At 57.2% G+C, this 16,458-nt stretch carries 19 protein-coding genes; 10 read left to right on the top strand and 9 right to left on the bottom strand.

All coding sequences use genetic code 11. The annotated features are described in order from the left end of the window. Positions 1 to 32: 32 nt before the first annotated feature. The 4 genes from nlpI (at position 33) to mtr (ending at position 4,380) form a co-directional block, all read left to right on the top strand. Positions 33 to 917, top strand: coding sequence for a lipoprotein NlpI (gene nlpI, locus SK50_RS21820; protein ID WP_017693920.1), 885 nt, complete (start codon positions 33 to 35; stop codon positions 915 to 917). A gap of 107 nt (positions 918 to 1,024) precedes the next feature. Then, positions 1,025 to 1,105: a protein YrbN gene (yrbN, locus tag SK50_RS23960; RefSeq protein ID WP_097397692.1), complete on the top strand. Its 81-nt coding sequence runs from the start codon at positions 1,025 to 1,027 to the stop codon at positions 1,103 to 1,105. Continuing rightward, positions 1,098 to 2,993, top strand: coding sequence for a DEAD/DEAH family ATP-dependent RNA helicase (locus tag SK50_RS21815; protein WP_003861780.1), 1,896 nt, complete (start codon positions 1,098 to 1,100; stop codon positions 2,991 to 2,993). Before yrbN ends, SK50_RS21815 begins: the two co-directional genes overlap by 8 nt. Positions 2,994 to 3,135: 142 nt before the next feature. Then, positions 3,136 to 4,380, top strand: a complete 1,245-nt coding sequence (gene mtr, locus SK50_RS21810) for a tryptophan permease (protein ID WP_006812114.1) — start codon at positions 3,136 to 3,138, stop codon at positions 4,378 to 4,380. Positions 4,381 to 4,469: 89 nt separating this feature from the next. Here the strand turns inward: mtr and SK50_RS21805 are convergent, their stop codons facing one another. The 3 genes from SK50_RS21805 to SK50_RS21795 all read right to left on the bottom strand — a co-directional run bounded on the left by SK50_RS21805 (position 4,470) and on the right by SK50_RS21795 (position 7,437). After that, positions 4,470 to 5,477, bottom strand: coding sequence for a luciferase-like monooxygenase (locus tag SK50_RS21805; protein WP_006812112.1), 1,008 nt, complete (start codon positions 5,475 to 5,477; stop codon positions 4,470 to 4,472). A gap of 78 nt (positions 5,478 to 5,555) precedes the next feature. Next, positions 5,556 to 6,434: a U32 family peptidase gene (locus SK50_RS21800; RefSeq protein ID WP_023295495.1), complete on the bottom strand. Its 879-nt coding sequence runs from the start codon at positions 6,432 to 6,434 to the stop codon at positions 5,556 to 5,558. Between the two features lie 7 nt (positions 6,435 to 6,441). Further along, on the bottom strand, positions 6,442 to 7,437 hold the full coding sequence (locus SK50_RS21795) for a ubiquinone anaerobic biosynthesis protein UbiU (protein WP_003861773.1): 996 nt from the start codon (positions 7,435 to 7,437) through the stop codon (positions 6,442 to 6,444). A 221-nt stretch (positions 7,438 to 7,658) separates the two neighbouring features. Here SK50_RS21795 and SK50_RS21790 point away from each other — a divergent pair, with 221 nt between their 5' ends. After that, positions 7,659 to 8,183 (top strand): ubiquinone anaerobic biosynthesis accessory factor UbiT, encoded by a 525-nt coding sequence (locus SK50_RS21790; RefSeq protein WP_017693922.1) that lies wholly within the window; start codon positions 7,659 to 7,661, stop codon positions 8,181 to 8,183. Then, positions 8,177 to 8,680, top strand: coding sequence for a GNAT family N-acetyltransferase (locus SK50_RS21785; protein ID WP_015571968.1), 504 nt, complete (start codon positions 8,177 to 8,179; stop codon positions 8,678 to 8,680). The genes SK50_RS21790 and SK50_RS21785 overlap by 7 nt, the downstream gene beginning before the upstream one ends. Here the strand turns inward: SK50_RS21785 and SK50_RS21780 are convergent. Next, positions 8,667 to 8,996, bottom strand: a complete 330-nt coding sequence (locus tag SK50_RS21780) for a GIY-YIG nuclease family protein (RefSeq protein ID WP_003861768.1) — start codon at positions 8,994 to 8,996, stop codon at positions 8,667 to 8,669. The two genes, SK50_RS21785 and SK50_RS21780, sit on opposite strands and share 14 nt — an antisense overlap. Positions 8,997 to 9,010: 14 nt before the next feature. Between SK50_RS21780 and SK50_RS21775 the strand changes: the two genes are divergently transcribed. After that, positions 9,011 to 9,445, top strand: coding sequence for a YhbP family protein (locus tag SK50_RS21775; protein ID WP_015571966.1), 435 nt, complete (start codon positions 9,011 to 9,013; stop codon positions 9,443 to 9,445). On the opposite strand, the gene SK50_RS21770 is transcribed toward SK50_RS21775, so the two are convergent. Next, positions 9,425 to 9,943: a type 1 glutamine amidotransferase domain-containing protein gene (locus SK50_RS21770; RefSeq protein WP_015571965.1), complete on the bottom strand. Its 519-nt coding sequence runs from the start codon at positions 9,941 to 9,943 to the stop codon at positions 9,425 to 9,427. The two genes, SK50_RS21775 and SK50_RS21770, sit on opposite strands and share 21 nt — an antisense overlap. Positions 9,944 to 10,071: 128 nt before the next feature. Between SK50_RS21770 and SK50_RS21765 the strand changes: the two genes are divergently transcribed. Together SK50_RS21765 and SK50_RS21760 are read left to right on the top strand one after the other, a co-directional pair. Continuing rightward, a complete protein-coding gene (locus tag SK50_RS21765; protein WP_048229926.1) occupies positions 10,072 to 10,716 on the top strand; it encodes an NAD(P)H-binding protein in 645 nt (214 codons plus the stop codon). 40 nt (positions 10,717 to 10,756) lie between these two features. Next, the gene (locus SK50_RS21760) at positions 10,757 to 11,794 is read left to right on the top strand and encodes a permease (protein ID WP_017693924.1); all 1,038 of its coding nucleotides are present in this window, start codon (positions 10,757 to 10,759) and stop codon (positions 11,792 to 11,794) included. 50 nt (positions 11,795 to 11,844) lie between these two features. Here SK50_RS21760 and dolP read toward each other — a convergent pair whose 3' ends face one another. Genes dolP through SK50_RS21740 form a run of 4 tightly spaced genes read right to left on the bottom strand, consistent with a single transcriptional unit; the run spans position 11,845 to position 15,533 of the window. Further along, positions 11,845 to 12,420 (bottom strand): division/outer membrane stress-associated lipid-binding lipoprotein, encoded by a 576-nt coding sequence (gene dolP, locus SK50_RS21755; protein ID WP_006812102.1) that lies wholly within the window; start codon positions 12,418 to 12,420, stop codon positions 11,845 to 11,847. 9 nt (positions 12,421 to 12,429) lie between these two features. Next, positions 12,430 to 13,020, bottom strand: coding sequence for a DnaA initiator-associating protein DiaA (gene diaA / locus SK50_RS21750; RefSeq protein WP_003861754.1), 591 nt, complete (start codon positions 13,018 to 13,020; stop codon positions 12,430 to 12,432). Between the two features lie 21 nt (positions 13,021 to 13,041). Continuing rightward, a complete protein-coding gene (locus tag SK50_RS21745; protein ID WP_017382447.1) occupies positions 13,042 to 13,437 on the bottom strand; it encodes a YraN family protein in 396 nt (131 codons plus the stop codon). Further along, positions 13,395 to 15,533, bottom strand: a complete 2,139-nt coding sequence (locus tag SK50_RS21740; protein ID WP_045344041.1) for a penicillin-binding protein activator — start codon at positions 15,531 to 15,533, stop codon at positions 13,395 to 13,397. The genes SK50_RS21745 and SK50_RS21740 overlap by 43 nt, the downstream gene beginning before the upstream one ends. A 61-nt stretch (positions 15,534 to 15,594) precedes the next feature. Between SK50_RS21740 and rsmI the strand changes: the two genes are divergently transcribed. Beyond that, entirely contained in the window at positions 15,595 to 16,458 is an 864-nt protein-coding gene (rsmI, locus tag SK50_RS21735) for a 16S rRNA (cytidine(1402)-2'-O)-methyltransferase (protein WP_017693926.1), read from the top strand.

Here is a 16,458-nt window from a genome sequence, read left to right as displayed (position 1 = left end):
CGTTCATCAATAGTTGTCTTCGGGAGTGGGAAATGAAGCCTTTTTTGCGCTGGTGTTTCGTTGCGACAGCTTTAACGCTGGCAGGATGCAGCAACTCTGCCTGGCGTAAGAGCGAAGTCCTCGCAGTGCCATTGCAACCGACTTTGCAGCAGGAAGTCATTCTGGCACGCATGGAACAAATACTTGCCAGTCGGGCTTTAACCGATGACGAACGCGCACAGCTTTTATATGAGCGCGGAGTGTTGTATGATAGTCTCGGTCTGAGGGCACTGGCGCGAAATGATTTTTCACAAGCGCTGGCGATTCGACCTGATATGCCTGAAGTATTCAATTACTTAGGCATTTATTTAACGCAGGCAGGCAATTTTGATGCTGCCTATGAAGCGTTTGATTCTGTACTTGAGCTTGATCCAACTTACAACTACGCGCACTTGAATCGCGGTATCGCATTGTATTACGGCGGTCGTGATAAGTTAGCGCAAGATGATCTGCTGGCGTTTTATCAAGACGATCCTAATGATCCTTTCCGCAGCCTGTGGCTTTACATCGTTGAGCAGAAGCTCGATGAGAAGCAGGCAAAAGAGGCACTGAAACAGCGCTTCGATAAATCGGACAAGGAACAGTGGGGATGGAACATTGTCGAGTTCTACCTGGGCAACATTAGCGAAGCAACGCTGATGGAACGCCTCAAGGCGGACGCAACGGATAACACCTCGCTCGCTGAGCATCTCAGTGAAACCAACTTCTATTTAGGTAAGTACTACCTAAGTCTGGGGGATATGGACAGCGCTACGGCACTGTTCAAATTAGCGGTTGCTAACAACGTACATAACTTCGTTGAGCACCGTTATGCATTGTTGGAATTATCGCTCTTGGGCCAGGAGCAAGACGACCTGGCAGAATCGGACCAGCAATAGCTGACGACATAAACATCAGCCCGTAATCTTTTGATTGCCATCACCTTCACTGGTGAGGGCGTTGTTGTTCGTCAATACACCTAATTTGAGCCGGTTCACACTTTTCAATGAAAATTGCTAATCATTTTCACGATGAGCTAAGTAGACTGGCCGCCATTAATATCGAGGCACTTGTACTACATGGCTGAATTCGAAACCACTTTTGCAGATCTGGGCCTGAAGGCTCCTATCCTTGAAGCCCTTAACGATCTGGGTTACGAAAAACCATCTCCGATCCAGGCTGAGTGTATCCCACACCTGCTTTCTGGTCGTGACGTGCTGGGCATGGCCCAGACTGGTAGCGGTAAAACCGCAGCATTCTCGCTGCCGCTGCTGAACAACATTGATCCGGACCTGCGCGCGCCGCAGATCCTCGTCCTGGCTCCAACCCGTGAACTGGCTGTTCAGGTTGCTGAAGCTATGACGGAATTCTCTAAACATATGCGCGGCGTAAACGTGGTAGCCCTGTACGGCGGCCAGCGTTATGACGTGCAGTTACGCGCCCTGCGCCAGGGTCCACAGATTGTTGTCGGTACGCCGGGTCGTCTGCTGGATCACCTGAAGCGCGGTACCCTGGACCTCTCTAAACTGAGCGGTCTGGTACTGGACGAAGCCGATGAAATGCTGCGTATGGGCTTCATCGAAGACGTAGAAACCATCATGGCGCAGATCCCGGAAGGTCATCAGACCGCTCTGTTCTCTGCAACCATGCCAGAAGCGATCCGTCGCATTACCCGCCGCTTCATGAAAGAGCCGCAGGAAGTGCGTATTCAGTCCAGCGTGACCACTCGCCCGGACATCAGCCAGAGCTACTGGTCTGTGTACGGCATGCGCAAAAACGAAGCGCTGGTACGTTTCCTGGAAGCGGAAGATTTTGATGCGGCGATCATCTTCGTTCGTACCAAAAACGCGACCCTGGAAGTGGCTGAAGCCCTGGAGCGTAGCGGCTACAACAGCGCAGCGCTGAACGGCGACATGAACCAGGCCCTGCGTGAGCAGACTCTGGAGCGTCTGAAAGACGGTCGTCTGGATATCCTGATTGCAACCGACGTGGCAGCACGTGGCCTGGACGTTGAGCGTATCAGCCTGGTTGTAAACTACGATATCCCGATGGACTCCGAGTCTTACGTTCACCGTATCGGTCGTACCGGTCGTGCGGGTCGTGCAGGCCGTGCGCTGCTGTTCGTTGAGAACCGCGAGCGTCGTCTGCTGCGTAACATTGAACGCACCATGAAGCTGACCATTCCAGAAGCCGAGCTGCCAAACGCAGAACTGCTGGGCAAACGCCGTCTGGAAAAATTCGCCGCGAAAGTACAGCAGCAGCTGGAAAGCAGCGATCTGGATCAGTACCGTGCGCTGCTGTCCCAGATCCAGCCTGTCGCTGAAGGCGAAGAGCTGGACATGGAAACCCTGGCCGCAGCACTGCTGAAAATGGCGCAGGGCGAACGTAGCCTGATCGTGCCACCTGATGCGCCGATGCGTCCTAAGCGTGAGTTCCGTGACCGTGACGATCGCTTCGAACGTCGTGGCGACCGTAACGACCGTGGTCCACGCGGTGACCGTCCAGAGCGTGGTGGTGAAGACCGTCCACGTCGCGAGCGTCGTGACGCTGGCGAAATGGAACTGTATCGCATTGAAGTGGGCCGTGATGATGGTGTTGAAGTTCGTCACATCGTTGGCGCGATCGCTAACGAAGGCGACATCAGCAGCCGTTACATCGGTAACATCAAGCTGTTCGGTTCCCACTCCACCATCGAGCTGCCAAAAGGCATGCCGGGCGAAGTACTGCAACACTTTACTCGCACCCGCATCCTGAACAAGCCGATGAACATGCAGCTGCTGGGCGATGCACAGCCACGTCCTGACCGTGGCGGCGAACGTCGTGGCGGTGGTCGCGGTTTCGGTGGCGAGCGTCGTGAAGGCGGTCGCAGCGAAGGTCGCGGTGGTGAAGGCCGTCGTTTCTCCGGTGAGCGCCGCGAAAACCGTGGTCCACGCCGTGAAGAAGGCGCCAGCCGTCGTCGTTTCGGTGACGCGTAAGCCTTTCGCTTCTGACGTAAAGTAAAATATACAGCCCCGATAGTTGCTATCGGGGCTTTTTTTATTCCTTTTGTACTCTTGTACTGGTACAGTGCAACGCACTCAAATGCAGAACCACATTTTTCACTGGAGATAAGGCCGCATGGCAACACTAACCACCACCCAAACGTCACCTTCGCTGCTTGGCGGCGTGGTGATCATCGGCGGAACCATCATTGGTGCCGGGATGTTTTCCCTGCCTGTGGTCATGTCCGGTGCGTGGTTCTTCTGGTCGCTGGCGGCGCTGGTTTTCACCTGGTTCTGCATGCTCCATTCCGGGCTGATGATCCTTGAAGCAAACCTGAACTACCGCATTGGCTCCAGCTTCGACACCATCACCCGGGATCTGTTGGGCAAAGGCTGGAACCTGGTGAACGGGCTGTCCATCGCGTTTGTACTCTATATCCTGACCTACGCGTACATTTCAGCGAGCGGGTCGATTCTGCATCACACCTTCTCAGAGATGTCGCTGAACGTTCCGGCGCGTCTGGCGGGTCTCTGCTTCGCGCTGGGCGTGGCGTTTATCGTCTGGATGAGCACCAAAGCGGTCAGCCGCATGACGGCGATCGTGCTGGGCGCAAAGGTCATCACCTTCTTTCTGACCTTCGGCAGCCTGCTGGGGCACGTCACGCCGGCCACGCTTTTTAACGTTGCGGAAGTGAACACCTCCTACACGCCGTACCTGCTGATGACGCTGCCATTCTGTCTGGCGTCGTTCGGCTACCACGGCAACGTACCGAGCCTGATGAAATACTACGGCAAGGATCCGCGCACCATCGTGAAATGCCTGGTTTACGGCACGCTGCTGGCGCTGGGGCTGTATGTGATCTGGCTGCTGGGGACGATGGGTAACATCCCGCGTCCGGAATTTATCGGCATTGCGCAGAAGGGCGGTAACATTGATGTGCTGGTACAGGCGCTGAGCGGCGTGCTGAACAGCCGCAGTCTGGATCTGCTTCTGGTGGTCTTCTCGAACTTTGCGGTGGCGAGCTCATTCCTCGGCGTGACGCTGGGCCTGTTTGACTACCTGGCGGATCTGTTTGGTTTTGATGACTCTGCTATGGGGCGCTTCAAAACCGCGCTGTTGACCTTCCTGCCGCCGATTGTGGGCGGCCTGCTGTGGCCGAACGGTTTCCTGTACGCCATCGGCTATGCGGGACTGGCGGCCACCATCTGGGCGGCGATTGTACCGGCGCTGCTGGCGCGCAAATCACGTAAGCGCTTCGGCAGCCCGAAATTCCGCGTCTGGGGCGGAAAACCGATGATTGCGCTGATTCTGGTATTTGGTATCGGCAACGCGGTGGTCCACGTGCTGTCGAGTTTTAATCTGTTGCCGGTATATCAGTAAGTTTTTGTGCCGGATGGCGGCTACGCCTTATCCGGCCTACGCGATCCCGTAGGCCCGGTAAGCGAAGCGCCACCGGGCAAAGCAAAAAACTACCCCACCAACTCCTCTTTCACCTGCATCGCTAAATCAAACGAATGCAGACGCGCCTGGTGATCGAAAATCTGGCCGTTAACCATAATCTCATCCGCCTGCGTTTCACGCAGCACCGCCTCCAGCCCGTGACGCACTTTCGCCTTATCACCCACCAGCGACATACTCAGAGCCTGCTGCACGCCATACTGCTCGGAGGCTGACCACAGCTGGTGCATATTCTCTACCGGCGGTGGAAGCTGGCCCGTCTCACCGCGACGCAGCTTCACAAACGCCTGCTGCATAGAGGTAAACAGGAATTCCGCGTCGCGGTTGCTGTCGGCGGCAATGATATTGATACACACCATCGCATACGGCTTCTCCAGACGTTCAGACGGTTTGAAGTGCGTACGATAAAGATGCAGTGCCTGATGCAGCATATCCGGTGCGAAGTGGGAAGCGAACGCGAACGGCAGCCCCAGCTGAGCGGCGAGCTGTGCGCTGTACAGGCTTGAGCCTAACAGCCATACCGGGATCTTTTCCCCGTACCCCGGCACAGGTCGCACGTGTGGGTTCGGATCCCGCGCGTCAAACCAGTCCACCAGCTCGGCTACATCGCGTGGGAAGTTATCGATATCGCCGCTCATATGGCGACGCAGGGCGCGCATGGTCGGCTGGTCGCTGCCCGGCGCGCGGCCAAGCCCTAGATCAATACGGCCCGGATAAAGGGTATTCAGCGTCCCGAACTGCTCGGCAATCACCAGCGGGGCGTGGTTCGGCAGCATCACACCGCCGGAGCCCAGGTGCAGAGTGGTGGTATTCGCCGCCAGATAGCCAATCAGCACCGAGGTGGCGGCGCTGGCGATGCCCACCATATTGTGGTGCTCCGCCAGCCAGTAGCGGTGATAGCCGCGCTTTTCGGCAAGCTGAGCAAGATCGAGAGAGTGCGTGAAGGCTTCTCTGGCCGAGGAGCCTTGTGGGATCGGCGCCAGATCCAGCACCGAAAACGGAATGGTTTTGTCAGTCATAACAGCTCACTTTGTCGACGGTCAATCTTTAATACTGCATTAAAAAATGATAACCGTTGTTAACAAAGTGAGCCTTTTTTACGCCTGCAATTCCAGCCCGGCGAGACGTCTCCAGTAACCGTTGCAGTCGCTGTTTGCGGTCAACGGCAGCGGTGAGGCGCCGTTTTCGTTGGCGCGGAAGGCGTCCAGCATCGCGAAAACGCCGGTATCAAGCGGCGAAAGACGCACCATATCCACCAGCCCGTGCATTGACGCCAGTTCGTTGCCGAGGTTATAGACGTAACCGCTCATGGTCTGAATGCCGTTGAGGACAAACACCTGCTGGTTCTCCTGCGACAGCATACTGCGGCCGTTCGGGTACTTAATGCAGCAGGTTTCGCACTCGTCTTTCGGGCGATCTTCGGAACGTGCGGTGAAGCAGCGGGCAGAGTAGGCCAGCGGCAGATGGCCGTAGCTCAGAACCTCCACTTCAAACTTGTTGCGAATGCCCAGCTCTTCGCACTGTGTGAGCAGGTTGGCCAGCCAGTCGCGGGAGAGCTCAACCGGCATGCACCAGCGGGTCATCCCCTGTTTGAGCAGCAGGCGCAGGGTTACGGCGTTATAGCAGTTGAGGGCATGTCCGGCGACAAAGGGTAGCTTACGCTCGGCGCACAGGTTTACCACGCCCAGGTCGCTCGCCTCCAGAAGGAACTCACCGTTTTCGACGTAGCGCTTCAGCTCGCCCAGTTCAGAGGACGCCTGTACCAGCGCCAGCGTCGAGAGCACCACCTGCTTGCCGCTGCCGGCCAGGTTTTTCGCCATATCCAGCCAGTCGCCCACTTTGGTGGCGCGGCGCTTGCTGCACACCGCTTCGCCGAGGTAAATCACATCGGCGCTGCTGTTAGCCGCCTGCTGGTAAAAATCTTCCAGCGTCTCTTTTGGCCAGTAGTAAAGCACCGGCCCTAATGAATATTTCATCATTATCTCACTGCCATTTACGGTGGTACGCGCCGAGCGTAGTTTGGGTGCCTTCAGACATCGCGCCGAGCGTCTCCATCCAGGCCGCTTGTGGAGCATAGTTTTGCGGGTCCGCCATGCAGCGGTCGATGGCCTGACGCCACACCTTCGCCACCTGGCTCACGTAGGCCGGGCTGCGCTGGCGGCCTTCGATTTTCACCGAGGCAATATTGGCGGCCAGCAGTTCCGGCAGCAATTCCAGCGTGTTGAGGCTGGTGGGCTCCTCCAGCGCGTGGTAGCGCTCGCCGTCCACCAGATAGCGGCCCTTACACAGTGTCGGATACCCCGCGTTTTCACCGTCCTGATAGCGGTCAATTAACACGTCATTCAGGCGTGACTCCAGTCCCTGCGGTGTTTGCTGCCAGCGAACGAAGCGGGCAGGCGAGCAGGCGCCGACGGTATTTGGCGATTCCCCGGTGAGATAGGAAGAAAGATAGCAGCGGCCTTCGGCCATGATGCACAGGCTGCCGAAGGCAAAAACCTCCAGCGGCACTGGCGTGACGCGCGCCAGTTGCTTAACCTGATGAATAGAGAGCACGCGCGGCAGCACCACGCGGGCTACGTCAAAGTGTCGATGATAAAAACGCACGGCCTCTTCATTGGTGGCCGATGCCTGAACAGAGACGTGGCGCTCAATATGCGGATAACGTTCTGCCGCATACTCAAGCATGGCGAGGTCAGCCAGGATCAGCGCATCTGCGCCCAGCTGGGCCGCCATATCCACGGCGCGCTGCCAGCGGGCATAGCCATCAGGATGGGCAAAGGTATTGATGGCGATGTGCAGTTTGCGCCGGTGCTGGTGAACGAAGTTAACGGCTTCCTGAAGCTTTTTCTCCGTAAAGTTAAGACCCGCAAAATGGCGGGCGTTGGTATCATCTTTCAGCCCGATATAGACCGCATCGGCCCCATTTTCGATGGCCGCCTTAAGCGCCGGAAGGTTTCCGGCAGGGCAGAGCAGCTCCATAATTTATCCCGATGTTGTCGATCGCAGGGATCGTAAAAAATGTTAACGAGCTGGGATTTTAATTAACCCATACGCGACAATTTTTGATTTAAGGCAGCTAATGGCGTATTGATGGCACCAATAATGAGGTATACCGGACAACGGTTTGTTGATTTACGCCGCTATCTTCTTGTCGGGATATGGCAAAATAGCAGGACTATAGCTATCAGGGAGTAAAGCTCGTGCTGGATAAACTGCGTTCACGTCTCGTACAATTTGGTCCATCAATGCTGAGCGTGCCGGTAAAACTGGCGCCGTTCGCGCTTAAACGCCAGGTGCTGGAACAGGTACTGAGCTGGCAGTTCCGCCAGGCGCTACAGGACGGTGAGCTGGAGTTTCTGGAAGGCCGCTGGTTAAAGATTGAAGTGCGCGATATCGGGTTGCGCTGGTTTACTTCCGTTGAGAGCGATCGGCTGATCGTCCGTGAAACCGCCGAGGCGGATGTCAGCTTTAGCGCGGATGCCAGCGATCTGCTGATGATCGCCGCGCGCAAACAGGATCCGGACACCCTCTTCTTCCAGCGTCGTCTGGTGATTGAAGGCGACACGGAGCTCGGTCTGTACGTCAAAAATTTAATGGATGCCATTGAGCTGGAGCAGATGCCGAAAGCGCTGCGTATGATGTTGATGCAAATGGCAGATTTCGTTGAGGCCGGGCTAAAAACCCCGCCGGACAGTAAACACACTTCAGTAGGTGAGCCATGCTGATTCGAGTCGAAATTGGGATTGATGCGCCGGGTATCGATGCGTTGTTACGCCGCTCTTTTGCAGGCGACGCCGAAGCCCAACTGGTTCACGATCTTCGCGAAGATGGCCTGATTACGCTGGGCCTGGTTGCCACCGACGATGAAGGGCAGGTGGTCGGCTACGTGGCCTTCAGCCCGGTGATTGTGCAGGGTGAAGAGTTACAGTGGGTCGGCATGGCGCCGCTGGCTGTGGATGAAAACTACCGTGGCCAGGGCCTGGCGCGCCAGCTGGTCTATGAAGGGCTGGATTCACTGAATGAATTTGGCTATGCCGCTGTCGTCGTTCTGGGCGATCCGGCGTTCTACGAACGTTTAGGTTTTAAGCCAGCGTCCAGATACGATCTGCGCTGCCACTGGCCGGGCACGGAAACATCTTTCCTGGTGCATCCTCTGGCGGATGATGCGCTCGACGGCGTTACCGGTCTGGTGGAGTACCACGATCATTTCAATCGTTTTTAAGCAGGCTTTCGCGTAGCGCCTCGAAAGAGCCGTCCCCGTTGACGAGACGCTCTTTCTGGCGCTTCGTCAGCTGCTTGATGCGGTATTCCAGCCTGAGCGCCAGGGATCTGTCGCCCACGGCGGCTGAAAACGCTAACTGAAGTTCACCTTTCCCCCGCAGCGCCTTCGCCCCTTTCCCCGTTTGATGTTGTAAAAAACGCCGTGCCACATCGGTAGTGATCCCGGTGTAGAGTGCGTTATCAGCGGTTCGGACAAGATAGAGAAACCAGCACACGGTAAACAGATTCAGTATGTTAAGGTGAACGCACCATAGCATGAGAGAGAGCGAAAATGGAAACACTGGCCGCCATTAACCGCTGGCTGGCAAAGCAGCATGTCGTGACCTGGTGCGTCTGTAAAGACGAGGAGATGTGGTGCGCAAATGCCTTTTATTACTACGATCCCGAGCGAGTAGCCTTTTACGTGATGAGCGAAGATAAAACGCGGCATGCGCAGATGACGGGTCAGCGGGCAAAAGTGGCGGGCACGGTAAACGGTCAGCCTAAAACCGTTGCGCTGATCCGCGGGGTCCAGTTTAAAGGCGAAATTCGTCGCCTGGAAGGTGAGGAGAGCGACGCGCAACGTAAACGCTATACGCGCCGCTTCCCGGTGGCCGCGGCGCTAAAAGCCCCGGTGTGGGAAATCCGCCTTGATGAGCTGAAATTTACCGACAACACCCTGGGCTTTGGCAAGAAGCTGCACTGGTTACGCGCCGAGCAGGCGTAGCGCTTCACGGTTAAACGCTGGCAGATCGTCCGGTGTACGGCTGGTGATCAGCTGATCGTTATCGTTCACCACTTCCTGATCGTAGAACTCGGCTCCCGCGTTTTTCAGATCGATAACGATCGGCTTCACCGCGGTGAGCTTACGCCCGCGTACCACCTCGGCGCTGATCAGCAGCTGCGGACCGTGGCAAATGGCAAATACCGGTTTACCGGTGCCGACGAAGTCACGGGTAAAGGTGACGAAACGCTCGTCTCCGCGCAGGGAATCCGGTGAATGACCGCCCGGTAACAGCAGGGCGTCGAAATCCGACGGGCTGACGTTATCAATGGATTCGTCAATGGTCACGCTGGCTTCGCCCTTATGGCCCTTCACGGTTTTACCCGCTTCTTTCTCGATGGTGACCACCTCGTGGCCCGCCTTGCGGAATGCCTCTGCTGGCGACGTAAATTCTGAATCTTCAAACTCGTCGGTAATCAAGACTGCGATTTTTTTACCCATGCTTCCTCCGTTGTTTTCGCTTCAGACTGTTTTTTTCCCGTTTGTGGTAAATACTTACCGGTAACAGACTTTTAAGTGTGGTAGAGCAGGCCCAGAACGCAAACGGACAATTCTGTAAAGGGGATAAGATGAGTCAGGTACTGATTACCGGCGCAACCGGGCTGGTGGGTGGACATCTGCTGCGGCTGCTGATCCAGGATCGGCATATCAATTATATCGCCGCCCCGACGCGTCGCCCGCTGTTGGATATCACCGGCGTCCATAACCCGCACGATCCACAGCTCACCGACGCGCTGGCGCAGGTGCAGGATCCTATTGATATCGCCTTTTGCTGCCTTGGCACCACCCGACGGGAAGCGGGCAGTAAAGAAGCCTTTGTCCATGCGGATTACACGCTGGTGGTGGATACCGCCCTGACGGCGAAAAAGCTGGGCGCAAAACATTTCCTGGTGGTCAGCGCGCACGGCGCGAACGCAGGCTCGCCGTTTTTTTACAACCAGGTGAAGGGCAAAATGGAAGAGGCGTTAATCGCGCAGAAATGGGAGCGCCTGACCATCGCGCGGCCTTCCATGCTGATGGGGCACCGTGACGAATGTCGTTTTAACGAGTCTATTTTCGCTCCGCTGTTTCGCATTCTGCCGGGTAACTGGAAGTCCATCGAGGCGCGGGATGTCGCGCTGGCGATGCTAAAAGAGGCGCTGGCTCCGTCGCAGGAGGGGGTTAATATTATCCCTTCGGCAAAACTGCGTGAAATCGCGCAGGGCGAGGCGTAAACTTCCCCGGCTTATTAAATAACACCTTCCGGGGAATGGTATGACTGGTCAGTCTTCATCTCAGGCGGCAACACCTGTTCAGTGGTGGAAGCCCGCACTCTTCTTTCTCGTGGTCATCATTGGCCTCTGGTATGTGAAATGGCAGCCGTACTACGGTAAAGCCTTCACCGCCGCCGACACCCACAGCATCGGTAAATCGATTCTCGCGCAGGCCGATTCCAGCCCGCTACGCGCGGCGTGGGATTACGCCATGGTCTATTTTCTTGCCGTCTGGAAAGCGGCGGTATTGGGCGTATTGCTGGGCTCGCTGATTCAGGTACTTATCCCGCGTAACTGGCTGGTGAAAACCCTGGGACAGCCGCGCTTGCAGGGCACGCTGCTGGGGACGATTTTCTCCCTGCCGGGCATGATGTGCTCCTGCTGCGCCGCACCGGTGGCGGCGGGTATGCGCCGACAGCGCGTGTCGATGGGCGGCGCGCTTGCCTTCTGGATGGGTAACCCCCTGCTGAACCCGGCAACGCTGGTGTTTATGGGCTTCGTTCTCGGCTGGCATTTCGCGTTTATCCGTCTGGCGGCTGGCCTGCTGACGGTGGTGCTTGTCGCTACGCTGGTGCAGCACCTGGTGAAAGACAACGAGGCCGGGCCTGCCTCCGTTGAGCTGGACGTCAGCGAGCCGCAGGGCAATTTCTTTGCTCGCTGGGGCAAAGCGCTGTGGCAGCTTTTCTGGAGCACCATTCCGGTCTATATCCTGGCCGTACTGGTGCTGGGGGCGGCGCGCGTCTGGCTGTTCCCGCATGCGGATGGCGCTATCGACAACACGCTGATGTGGGTGATTGCGATGGCGGTGGCCGGGTGCCTGTTCGTGATCCCAACCGCGGCGGAGATCCCGATTATTCAGACCATGATGATGGCTGGTATGGGGACCGCACCGGCGCTGGCGCTGCTCATCACGCTGCCGGCGGTGAGCCTGCCGTCGCTTATCATGCTGCGTAAGTCATTCCCGGCGAAAGCGCTGTGGCTGACTGCGGGGCTGGTGGCGTTGAGCGGAGTGATTGTGGGGAGTATGGCGCTTGTGTGAAAAAAAGCCCGGTGGCGCTAGCGCTTACCGGGCCTGTAGTCAGGTGGTAATTACTTAATGTAAGTAAAGGCGGTGGTGACGTGTTTCACGCCGCTCACCCGGCTGGCGATATCCGCCGCCGCTTTCCCTTCACGTTCCGTCACCAGACCCAGCAGGAACACTTCGCCGTTCTCCGTGGTCACTTTCACGTTTGAGGATTTCACCTGGTCGGTACCCAGCAGCTGGGAACGCACTTTGGTGGTGATCCAGGTATCAGATGACGCGGTGCCGAGACCAATCGGCTGGCCCTGGCGGATCTCGTTAAACACTTCCGCCGTGCCTTCCACACCCATCGCGATCTGTTTGGCGCGCGAGGCGAGTTCAGGATTTGGCGCCTGGCCTGCCAGCAGCACTTTGCCCTGATAAGCCGTCACGTTGATGCGTGCTTCCTTCTTGATCTGCTCGTCTTTCGACAGCGCACTGTTTACGCGCAGCTCAAGCGTACCGTCATCCACCTGCGTCCCAACGGTGCGCGGATCGGTCGCTGCTTTGGTGCCGACCGCTGCGGTGCCGACTACAGCGGCAGCGATGCATCCCTGAAGCAGTAATGCAGACATCACGACTGCAAGGGCCGATAAAACCTTCATGAGAACTCCTTAATCATCCTGGTGAGGGAAAAGCGTGTTATCGATCAGATCGCATAAGCAGTTCACCGTGAGCATATGCATCTCCTGGATGCGGGCGCTACGGTGCGAAGGAATGCGGATCTCCACATCCTGCGGCCCCAGCAGGCCAGCCAGCTCACCGCCGTCGTAACCGGTCAGGGCGACAATCGTCATATCCCGGGTCACTGCCGCTTCAACCGCTTTAACGATATCCCGGCTGTTACCGCGCGTGGAGATCGCCAGCAGCACGTCTCCGGCATGGCCTAAGGCGCGCACCTGCTTGGCGTAGATTTCGTCATGCAGACGATCGTTGGCAATCGCAGTTAAGACCACGTTATCGGTGTTTAGTGCAATGGCAGGTAAACTCGGGCGCTCGGTTTCGAAGCGATTGATCATGCTGGCAGCAAAATGCTGTGCGTTGGCGGCGGACGTGCCATTGCCACAACAGAGGATTTTGTTGCCGTTGAGCAGCGACTGAACCAGCGTCATCGCTGCACGCGAGATCGCGTCCGGAAGGGCTTCCGCCGCGGCAATCTGCGTTTGAATGCTTTCTGTGAAGCACACTTTAATTCGTTCGAGCACGGTATCCCTTTAAAATCTTATTTATGCGTCTTCGCCAAACGCGTTTTTAAGCCAGTCGATCGCATTTCCGGTGAAGGCTACCACATCGAAACGGCAATCCACAGTATCAAAACTCCCATTATGGCGGGCAAGCCACAAGTGGGCAGTCTGTAATAATTTTTGTTGTTTGGCGAGCGTCACGCTGGCGGCAGCACCGCCAAAACGGGACGACTGTCGGAAGCGAACTTCAACAAACACGATGGTCTGACCGTCTTTCATGATCAGGTCAATCTCGCCGCCGCGCCCGCGAACGTTGGCGGCGACAAAGCGCAGTCCTTTGCCTTCAAGCCAGCGACGCGCCTTTAACTCCCACGCGTCGCCGGTCTGTTTACGGCTTAACTGGCCGGGACAATCTGCCCCTGCTGGTATTTGAGCCATGATAACTTCCTGTTAATCACACAATCCTGATCGGCGGTCAGATCGCCGGTATTCCCGTTAAGCTCGAAGCCCGGTACCTGACGCATCTGGGTGAAGTGGTTTGCCAGCGCCCAGGCATCGACGCCCATCGCGTACAGACGCGCCAGGGAATAGTCATTGCGCACCGCGTCCAGCGCCTGCTGCATCAACTGCGGGTTGCTGCCTGCCAGCATGGGGATCTCGCTGTATTGCAGTCCTTCCATTTCCAGACGGAAATCCGGGCCTGCGGTACCCTGTGCGCTGCGTGAGCTGGCGTAGAGCGTTGCGCCGCTCTGGCTGCCGTTACGCATGGCGATCATCGGTTTGATAAAGGCGATCTCTTCCGGGGTAGCGACGATGTATGCCGAATCCACTTTACCGCCGCCGCTGATTTGCGCGTCGGTAGGTGGCGCCGGGATCGTCAGACCGCCGATGGTGACGCTCTGCTGCTGCGGCAGGCTGGCGGATACCGGGCTACCGTTGAGGGCAATACCTGCCCCGCCGTTCACGCCCGCTCTCAGTTCGGAAGCTGAGCCAAATTTCTGCTGCAACACCACGCCACCGCCAAGGGTCTGCCACTCTTGCGCAAACGCGTTGGCAACGCGATCGCCCAGCGTGCTGCGTGGGATCAGCAGCAGCGGCGCCTGCTTGCCCTGCTCGTGAATATGGCGGGCCGCATCGCGGGCTTCATCCTCCGGAGAGAGGGCGAAGTAACAGATATTGGCGCGGTTCTGAACCTGCTCAGGCTGGTTAAGCGCCAGCACGTTCAGCGTGGTGTTGCTCTTCATCAGCGCTTCCACGTTGTTTTTCAACAGCGGGCCGACAACGATGCTGGCCCCGTCCTGCTGAACCTGCGCCAGCACCTGGTCAAGCGGCTGGGCGCTGGTGTCGTAGATTTTCAACTCTGCACCAGGGTTAGCGCTGGTGGTGACCACAGCCTGCGGCTGGGCTGCTGGCTGCTGTTCCGGCTGCGCGGTTTGCGGCTGAGGTTGTTCTGCCGTCGCGGGCGCCGGTGTTTCAGCCGGGGCCTGTGTTGCCGCAGGCGCTGGGGTAGCAGGCTGCGTCGTTGGGGCAGTAACCGGATTCTGCATGGTGCCCTGCGCAGGGGTTTGCGCGGTGGTCAGGTCGCTGGTTTCGGCGGCGGACGGGCTGACAACGTCATTCACATTCGCCGCCTGTGCAGCCTGCGCCGGAACCGCGCTGCCGCTGACGGCGGTGGTGCCGTTTTTCGCGGCTTCAAAACCTTGCTGAATGGCGCGACCAAACACCGCAGCCTGACCGTTTAACGGCAGCAGCAGGGCAATTTTGCTGGTGGAGGCGGGCTTAAAGTTTTGCACGTTCACCAGCTGCGTTGGCAGCATTTTCGCTCCCGGGTTTTGCGGGTAACGCTTTTGCCAGTCGGTAATGCCGGCTTTCAGCATGTTCGGATCGCTGCGGTTGTTGAACCACATCTGTTGCAGATCCAGCCAGCCTTGCAGGACATTTTCATCGGCGTTGATTACCAGCGCCTTGGCCTGATCCTGGGTCATGGAGGCGAGCGCCTGCCAGGTTGCGTCAATATTTTTTTGCTTGTCCGCACCCGCGAGCAGAGGCTCCTGGGCAATCAGCGCGCGGAGTAGCGTCAGGGAAGGGCGACCCTGCTCAGCGGTGATACCGGCCTGCCAGAAACGGGCCTGCTGGTTTTTATCCAGCGTGCTGAGATCGATGGTGCCGAGGATCTTCTTCGCGCCGTCGTAATCTTTTTGCGCGACCTTCAGTTCTGCCGACAGCAGCGTCTGCTCATGGCGCTGAGTGTCGTTAAGATCCTGCGGCAGCTGGCTGAACAGCTCGGCGGCCTGCTGGTTTTTCCCTTCTTTCAGCAGTGCACGAATGGCGAGTAATTGCCAGTTGATCCTGGTATCATTTGTACTCTGCGACATTTGTTGCAGATAAAAGCCAGAATCAGCCTGAGCGGATCCCTGCATATGAGCAGTGCTCTGGTCAGGTGCCTGGGTGCCGCAGCCGGTAAAGATCAGGGCTGCCAGCAGGAGGGGCACGCTGTGCGCGGCTTTTTTTCGAAGAAACGTTAACGGTACCATACTGTATCCAGTGATTTTTTTACGCAATGCTCAATATTAAATCGGCAATACGGACGAAACAATGAAACAACACGAAACGGCAGATAATTCTCAAGGCCAGCTTTATATTGTACCTACTCCTATCGGGAATTTGTCTGATATTACCCAACGTGCGCTCACCGTATTGCAAGCTGTTGATTTAATTGCGGCTGAAGACACCCGTCATACCGGTTTACTGCTACAACACTTTGCCATCAACGCCCGTTTGTTTGCCCTGCACGATCACAATGAGCAACAAAAAGCCGAAACGCTGGTGGCGAAGCTTAAAGAAGGGCAGAACATCGCGCTGGTCTCCGATGCGGGAACGCCGCTGATCAACGATCCGGGCTACCATCTGGTACGCACCTGCCGGGAAGCAGGCATCCGCGTTGTGCCGCTGCCGGGGCCGTGCGCGGCGATTGCGGCGTTAAGCGCTGCGGGTCTGCCGTCCGATCGTTTCTGCTACGAAGGCTTCCTGCCTGCTAAATCCAAAGGCCGTCGCGATGTGTTAAAGGATCTGGAAGCTGAACCGCGTACGTTGATCTTCTACGAATCAACCCACCGTCTGCTGGAAAGCCTGGAAGATATGGTGACCGTCTGGGGCGAAGCCCGCTATGTGGTGCTGGCGCGCGAGCTGACCAAAACGTGGGAAACTATTCACGGTGCGCCGATTGGCGAACTGCTGGCGTGGGTGAAAGAGGATGAAAACCGCCGCAAGGGCGAAATGGTGCTGATTGTTGAAGGCCACAAAGCGCAGGAAGACGCTCTGCCTGCCGATGCGCTGCGTACGCTGGCTTTGCTACAGGCTGAACTCCCCCTGAAAAAAGCAGCGGCGCTGGCGGCGGAGATCCACGGCGTGAAGAAAAATGCGCTGTATAAATATGCGCTGGAGCAGCAGGGGGAGTAA

The sequence above is a fragment of the Enterobacter sp. BWH64 genome, from assembly GCF_001037645.1.
In the GTDB taxonomy this organism is placed as follows: domain Bacteria; phylum Pseudomonadota; class Gammaproteobacteria; order Enterobacterales; family Enterobacteriaceae; genus Enterobacter; species Enterobacter hormaechei_C.
Note: the sequence above shows the minus strand (reverse complement) of the source record. Positions and strands in the feature narration are given on the sequence as shown.